General features: G+C 46.6%; 7 protein-coding genes. All 7 read right to left on the bottom strand.

Annotated features, from left to right (window positions below; all coding sequences use genetic code 11):
* Positions 1 to 261: sigma factor (locus tag BCT49_RS17340; protein WP_277869427.1), on the bottom strand; the 261-nt coding region annotated here is incomplete at its 3' end.
* On the bottom strand, positions 254 to 1,141 hold the full coding sequence (locus BCT49_RS17335) for a MinD/ParA family protein (protein ID WP_102436967.1): 888 nt from the start codon (positions 1,139 to 1,141) through the stop codon (positions 254 to 256). The genes BCT49_RS17335 and BCT49_RS17340, both read right to left, overlap by 8 nt.
* A 13-nt stretch (positions 1,142 to 1,154) precedes the next feature.
* Complete coding sequence (flhF, locus tag BCT49_RS17330; protein WP_102436965.1) at positions 1,155 to 2,726, bottom strand: flagellar biosynthesis protein FlhF; 1,572 nt, start codon at positions 2,724 to 2,726, stop codon at positions 1,155 to 1,157.
* A gap of 27 nt (positions 2,727 to 2,753) precedes the next feature.
* Entirely contained in the window at positions 2,754 to 4,853 is a 2,100-nt protein-coding gene (flhA, locus tag BCT49_RS17325; protein ID WP_102436963.1) for a flagellar biosynthesis protein FlhA, read from the bottom strand.
* 258 nt (positions 4,854 to 5,111) lie between these two features.
* The gene (gene flhB / locus BCT49_RS17320; protein WP_017110125.1) at positions 5,112 to 6,242 is read right to left on the bottom strand and encodes a flagellar biosynthesis protein FlhB; all 1,131 of its coding nucleotides are present in this window, start codon (positions 6,240 to 6,242) and stop codon (positions 5,112 to 5,114) included.
* A gap of 9 nt (positions 6,243 to 6,251) precedes the next feature.
* Entirely contained in the window at positions 6,252 to 7,034 is a 783-nt protein-coding gene (gene fliR / locus BCT49_RS17315) for a flagellar biosynthetic protein FliR (protein WP_102436961.1), read from the bottom strand.
* Positions 7,035 to 7,040: 6 nt separating this feature from the next.
* Complete coding sequence (gene fliQ / locus BCT49_RS17310) at positions 7,041 to 7,310, bottom strand: flagellar biosynthesis protein FliQ (protein WP_029235191.1); 270 nt, start codon at positions 7,308 to 7,310, stop codon at positions 7,041 to 7,043.
* Between the last annotated feature and the right edge of the window lie 3 nt (positions 7,311 to 7,313).

Below are 7,313 nucleotides of genomic sequence, written 5' to 3'. Positions count from 1 at the left end.
ATCTAAGCGGAGAAGAGCCGCCCCGCGAATTCGAATACCAGCATACGTCTCAAAGCTTGCGCCTTTCGTACCATCATAGTTTTGTTGTGCTTCAATCAAGCCAATCATGCCAGCTTGAATTAAGTCATCAACCAATACATTAGGCGGCAATCGCCCCAACAAGTGATGAGCGATACGTTTAACCAACACAGAGTACTTCTCAAAAAAAGCCTGCTGGCTATTGAGATTTGCATGCTGATCGTAGGTAAGCGCTTTATTCACCAAATGGTTCCTCTACAAATTCAGTACGGTTCAGCAGCCTTTCAACAAAAAATTCCAAATGCCCGCTTGGCGTTTTTGGTATTGGCCACGTCAATGCTTTATTTGCTAATGAACTGATTGCCAACGCCGCAGGAGAGCGAGGGAACGCATCTACTACGATTTTCTGTCTCTTGACTGATTGACGTACTTTATCATCTAAAGGAATACATGCTACGAGTTCGAGGCTCACATTCAAGAAACGCTCTGTGACCAAAGTCAACTTTGCAAATAATTCTCGGCCTTCGCGATAGCTTCTGACCATATTTGCAACGATTTTGAATCGCTGAACTTGGTGTTCTCTGCTCAACAGCTTAATCAAGGCATAAGCATCAGTGATCGAAGTTGGTTCATCACAGACCACAACCACGACATCTTGCGCCGCTCTTGAAAAGCTAATCACCATGTCTGAAATGCCTGCTGCCGTATCGACTAGCAAGATGTCCATCTCGTCTTCAAGAGAACCGAACGCTCGAATCAAACCAGCATGTTGAGCATGTGAAAGTTCAGTCATGCTTTGTGTACCCGATGTCGCTGGAATTATCTTAATTCCATGCGGCCCTTCGACAATCGCATCCTTAAGTTCACACTCACCCGCCAAAACGTGCCCTAGGTTTCGCTTAGAACGAATACCCAGCATGATGTCGACGTTAGCCAATCCTAAATCGGCATCCAGTACCATGACTTTTTTGCCTTGGCGAGCCATGCAAATAGCCATACCTAACGTCACATTAGATTTACCTACCCCACCCTTACCGCCAGTTACAGCGATAACTTTCGTGATTGAAGGCTTCGTTAAGCGACGGAGGCCGCTAGCTTGATCATGTATCATATTTTCATTCATATTTATCCGCCGCCTAGAGTCCTTCAGAATCGCTATTCCAGTAATGAGGTTCATTCTCTGTAGATTTCTCTAATAACTCATTCGCCTTAGCAATCATGTACTTTGGCTGAGCTATAACGATATCCTCAGGAACTCGTTGACCATTTGCTATGTAAGCAACTGGTAATGCATTTTGTATTACCACACTGATGAACTCACCCAAACTGAGCGATTCATCCAGCTTAGTCAGGATACATCCTGACAACGGGATTCTTCTAAAGTGTTCAATGGTTTCTTGCAGCACTTTACGTTGCGCGGTTGCCGGCAACACAAGGTAGCTATTGATAACGGAACCACTCTCTTGCATCAATGTGTCTAACTGCTCAGATAGACGAACATCTCGCTGTCCCATACCTGCAGTATCAACCAGAATCAGGCGACGATTACGTAATTGATATATTACATCGGCCAGTTCACTAGAATCTTTAGCAACTCTTACAGGACAACCCATAATTCGACCATAAATCGATAACTGCTCATGTGCACCTATACGATATGTGTCTGTTGTCACTAGTGCGACGTTATCTGCGCCGTACTCCATTGCTGCGCGGGCTGCGAGCTTAGCAACGGTTGTTGTTTTACCTACGCCAGTCGGGCCAAGTAAGGCCACAATACCGCCGCGTTTTAAAATATCTTTTTGTGTCACTGAGATTTGATCAGCGACCAGAGCAAGCAAGGCTTTCCATGCTCGCGCTGGTTTTGTGTCTTCTGGAATGTAGCAGGCCATTTGATCGGCGAGCTCTGCCGAAACACCCATACGTTCTAGGCGCTTGATAAGCATCGCTCTCAAAGGTTCGCGACGTTCGACTTCTTGCCACATCAGTCCAGAGACTTGATGCTCTAACAGACGGCGAATCGAGGTCATCTCTTCGCGCATCGTTTCCATTTCGGTGTCTGAACTTTTCGACTGACCAGGATCACGGCCGCGATCGTAGCGAGTAGGATCTAAGCGAGGTGCCGGACGCTCAACTCTGCGATCTTCAGCAATCAATTTGGATAAGCCAGACTCACGAGCAAAAGCCGAATCTACGTTGCCACCGCTGCGAGATTGTTGATTACCGAGAGATTGGTGATTTCCTAGAGACTGACTGCTGCCGCGAGACTGATGGTTACCTAGAGACGATTGATTACCACCAGACTGGCGGTTAAGCAACGCGGATAACGAGTCTTCATTTTCAGCTCGGTGCTGCTGTTCGTCGTCTGCGCCATGGCTATATTGCTTGAGCATATTAGCGAAGCGCTTGGTCATTGAACGTCCGCCTTCAGCATTCGACTGCAGGCTGACTTTGTCATCATCTAACTGACGACGCCCAGACGGCGCGGCTGGCGCTGTCATTTGGGTATATTGACTTTGCGTAGGCTGCTGAGGCTTATTGAGTTTTGGGCTGGCTGTCGATGGGCTAGATTCGCCATCAATAGCGGCCACAATTTCAACGCCACCTGCGACCTTTTTGTTAGACATGATCACCGCTTCTGAGCCAAGTTCTTCTTTAACTTGGAGCAGCGCGGTTCGCATATCTTTTGCAAAAAATCGTTTAATTTTCAATTCGATCGTCCGTTCTAATTAGGCGGCTTAATTACCAACAGCTTGTACAATGCGTATCTGCTTTTCGTCCGGTATCTCTTGGTAAGATAAAACTCTTAAGCTTGGGATCGTGTTTTTCACGAACTTCGCGAGAGTGGAACGTAACACGCCAGAAGTCAGTAACACGGCTGGCTCACCTTTCAGCTCTTGCTCTTGTGTTGCATGGCTGAGGGATGTCTGTAAACGTTCGGCTAAACCAGGTTCAATACCAGCAGATTCTCCGCCGGATGCCTGCATGGTTTGATGCAAGATTTGTTCCAGCTCAGGAATCAAGGTAATTACTGGTAATTCAGGTTCTATACCATTGATTTCTTGAACAATTAATCGTTTCAAAGCGATACGAACCGCTGCAGTAAGTATGTCAGGTTCTTGACTCTTACTTGAATACTCCGACAAAGTTTGGACTATAGTGCGGATATCTCGAATTGGAATGGCTTCATTCAGTAGGTTTTGCAGTACTTTCACGACCACACCAAGCTGCAGCTGATCCGGTACAAAGCCTTCGACCAACTTAGGTGTCGAGCGGCTTAGCATCTCGAGTAAGTTTTGTACTTCTTCATGACCAATAAGCTGTGATGCATTATTGGTTAATAGTTGGCTGAGGTGCGTTGCCAGTACAGTCGATGAATCCACAACCGTATAACCTAACGCTTGGGCGTGTTCACGCTGCTCTTCTCGAATCCATACCGCTTCAAGGCCAAAGGCAGGATCAATCGTCGGTTCACCATCGATCATTCCATAGACTTGACCCGGGTTAATCGCCAGTTCCATATCAGGCTTTATCTCAGCCTCGCCCACGGCAACACCCATCAGAGTGATTCGATAGCTATTGGGGGTGAGTTCTAGGTTATCTCGAATATGTACCGCCGGGATCAGGAAACCGAAATCTTGAGACAGCTTCTTACGAACCCCTTTAACACGCTCTAGCAGTTCGCCACCCTGGTCTCTATCCACCAGCGGGATCAAACGATAACCGACTTCCAAACCAATAATATCGACAGGTTGAACGTCATCCCAAGAGAGCTCCTTCTGAGAGCCCGTTTCTCCATTCGTTTCAACGGTCGCGGGAAGGTTGGGTTGTTCGGCCTTCTTCTTGTTCTTTTTATCGATGTAATACGCACCCGCACCTGCAACGATGGCAAGACTCAAGAATGAGAAATGCGGCATGCCAGGAACAATACCCATAATGCCCAGGATAGCGGCAGTGATCATTAAGGCTTTAGGGTTGTCGAACATTTGGAAGACAAGTTGCTCGCCCATGTCTTCATCGGTGTTTTGACGCGTTACCATCATCGCAGCTGCGATCGACAGTAGTAGAGACGGAATTTGTGCAACCAAACCATCACCGATAGTCAGTAGCGTATAGATTTCGATTGCTTCGCCAAAACCAAGATCGAACTGAGCCATACCGATACTCAAGCCACCAATGATGTTGATGAACAGGATCAAGATACCGGCTATTGCATCGCCTTTAACAAACTTAGACGCACCATCCATCGAACCGTAGAAATCTGCTTCTTTGGTGACTTCAAAACGTCTGGTACGAGCCTGATCTTGATCGATCAAACCCGCATTCAAATCGGCATCGATTGCCATCTGTTTACCGGGTAAGGCATCCAACGTGAAACGTGCACTTACTTCCGAGATACGACCTGCACCTTTGGTTACAACCATGAAGTTGATGATCATCAGAATCAAAAACACCACTAAACCAACCGCATAGTTACCACCGATAACCACGTTACCGAAAGCTTCAATCACGTTACCGGCAGCATCGCCCCCTTCGTGACCGTGGAGCAGTACCACACGTGTCGAAGCAACGTTCAAGGCCAGTCGAAGTAGCGTTGCAATCAGAAGTACCGTTGGGAATGCAGCGAAGTCCAAAGGCCTGCGGGTATAAACCGAAACCAATAGCACAACCATAGACAATGCAATGTTGAAGGTGAAGAACATATCCAGCAAGAACGCAGGAATGGGCAACACCACCATAGCGAGCGTGGCAAGTACCATAACAGGCGCGCCAATCGCAGGCATGGCACGGTTAGGAATTTTAGGTAGCTTGTCCGCAAAAGGGAGGGTAAATTTCATAAATCTGGGTAGTATCGCTATGTTGTAGCTCTTCCACTAAGCGAATCAAGGCTCAGGTCTAAGCTGTATTGCCAAAATTTATAGCAATAAGGTTTATGATGATCAGGTTTATCATGATCGGACTTATAATGTTTGACATTGATATAGCAAGCACTGTACCAATATTTCAACGTCAATTTATCGTCACAGCTTACAAATAAAGACGCTCAGATACACAACCATTATCCAGTTTCATTGGGCTGAGCTCAAGCAATTGATCTAATGACGTAAATCAGGTGGGATCGGCATATTAGAATCTTGCAATTTCGGCCTCTCCCCTCCTCTTTTTCTGTACTGTTTCAGCTGGAACACATATGCAAGCACTTGAGCAACCGCCGTAAACAGGCCGTCAGGAATTTGTTGTTCTAGCTCAGTAGTGTGATAAAGCGCCCGAGCTAATGGAGGGGCAGGAATAATATAGATGTCGTTCGCACGTGCAATTTCACGGATCTTCATCGCCATATGATCGACACCTTTGGCAACAACTATCGGTGCTTTATCTTGATTCTGTTTATAGCGTAGAGCGACCGAAAAGTGTTCCGGGTTGGTGACGATCACATCTGCCTGAGGAACATCAGCCATCATACGTCGCTGAGCTGCTTCTCTCTGTAACATACGAATACGCCCTTTCACTTCAGGCTTACCTTCAGTGTCTTTGAACTCATCTTTAACTTCTTGCTTGGTCATCTTAAGTTGATCGGCGTGTTGCCAAATCTGGAATGGGATATCAATCGCCACCACAATCAACAGAGAACAACTGATAAGCAGAATAAAGTTAAGCAAGATGTCCAAGGCGTGGAAGATATTCTGCGGATACACATCCATGCTCAATTGCATTAAGTCATGTTGAGAGGCTTGGATAAGATAGATAGCCATGCCCGATACCAGAGCGACCTTCAAAATAGATTTCAGCAGCTCAACCCAACTTTGTAGGCCAAACATACGCTTAATACCGCTCAATGGATTGAGCTTAGACGCCTTAGGCATAGCGGCTTGCATCGAGAAGTTAACACCACCGACACCCGCTGCACCAATCACAGCCGCCACGAACAAAGTGATGAGAATCAAAAACAGTGGAAACAGCAGATTGACCAAGGCACCACCCGCGATTTCCAGCAGCTTATTGGTATCAAAGATTTCGTCACGACTGAGCGAAAACAGGCGTTGCATGGCCTCGAACAGAGCTTTCGCCATCGATTCGCCAAACCACATTAAAGAAATCGCACCGACTATCAGTACCGACGCTGACGCTAACTCTTTTGACCTTGCAACCTGCCCTTTTTCTTTGGCCTGTTGCAAGCGTTTGGGCGTGGCGTCTTCTGTGCGTTCTTGACCGTCTGACTCTGCCATTTCAGTCTCCTAGCAATCCAATCTGATGAGACGACATATCTGTTGTTCGCCGAGCACCCAGAATAGTTCATAGTGGCTGAATAGGCCGCCAAGGATGTACCAACAAAGTAACAGACCCACGAGTAGCGCAAACGCAAAACCCAAAGAGAATATATTTAACTGAGGTGCAGCACGTGTCATTACACCAAAAGAGAGGTTAATCGTAAGCAGCGCAATAATGCCAGATAAAGACATCGCCAGCGCTGTTTTGAACATGATGCCCAACCACAAGGCTAACTCTCTGAAATCCACAGCGGTTAAAGAACCACTGCCAATAGGTAATGTGGTAAAGCTAAACACCACCAGCTGCAGCATTTTTAAGTGGCCGTCTGTCGCCAGAAAGAACATGGTCGCAAGCAACATAAACAGCTGACCTAGTACTGGCGTATTCTGACCGTTTGCTGGGTCAACCATTGAGGCGAAGCCCAAGCTCGATTGCATACCTAGAATCTGACCGAGCATAACAAAGGTTTGAATCAAAAACTGAGTGACAAACCCCATCGCAACACCAATCACAATCTGTTCAAAAACCGTGAGGAAGCCTTGAAATGAAAGTAGCTCAATGTCTTTAGGGACAGCAGGAATAGCTGGCATAACGGCAAGTGTAATCGCTAAGCCTAGATACAGACGAATACGTGGCGACACAAAGCGCGCCCCGGTTACCGTCATCACCATCAGCATGGCTGAGATGCGAGTGTATGGCCAAAAGTAATTGGCTAACCACTCGAGTACTAGGCTTGTTGGGTATTCCATTGCGGTTTAATACAACACTTGTGGTAAGCGTTCAATGAGTTCAAAAAAGAACTCCATCATCATCTGCGTCATCCAGTGAGCAAACAACATTAACGCCAACAAAGTTACGATCAAACGAGGCAAGAAGCTGAGGGTTTGTTCATTGATTGAGGTTGCAGCTTGGAATACCGCCACGACCAAACCAATCAGCAGGCTAGGAATGATAATGGCGCACACCATTATCAGTACCATCCAAAGTGCATCTCGGAACAATTCTACGAATATTTCAGGATTCATTAT

This window comes from Vibrio lentus (assembly GCF_002875945.1).
GTDB lineage: Bacteria > Pseudomonadota > Gammaproteobacteria > Enterobacterales > Vibrionaceae > Vibrio > Vibrio apostichopi.
Note: the sequence above shows the minus strand (reverse complement) of the source record. Positions and strands in the feature narration are given on the sequence as shown.

Coding starts and splice junctions, on each gene's coding strand:
- BCT49_RS17335 (WP_102436967.1), bottom strand. CDS start 1,141: ATGAATGAAAATATGATACATGATCAAGCTAGCGGCCTCCGTCGCTTA.
- flhA (WP_102436963.1), bottom strand. CDS start 4,853: ATGAAATTTACCCTCCCTTTTGCGGACAAGCTACCTAAAATTCCTAAC.
- flhB (WP_017110125.1), bottom strand. CDS start 6,242: ATGGCAGAGTCAGACGGTCAAGAACGCACAGAAGACGCCACGCCCAAA.
- fliR (WP_102436961.1), bottom strand. CDS start 7,034: ATGGAATACCCAACAAGCCTAGTACTCGAGTGGTTAGCCAATTACTTT.
- fliQ (WP_029235191.1), bottom strand. CDS start 7,310: ATGAATCCTGAAATATTCGTAGAATTGTTCCGAGATGCACTTTGGATG.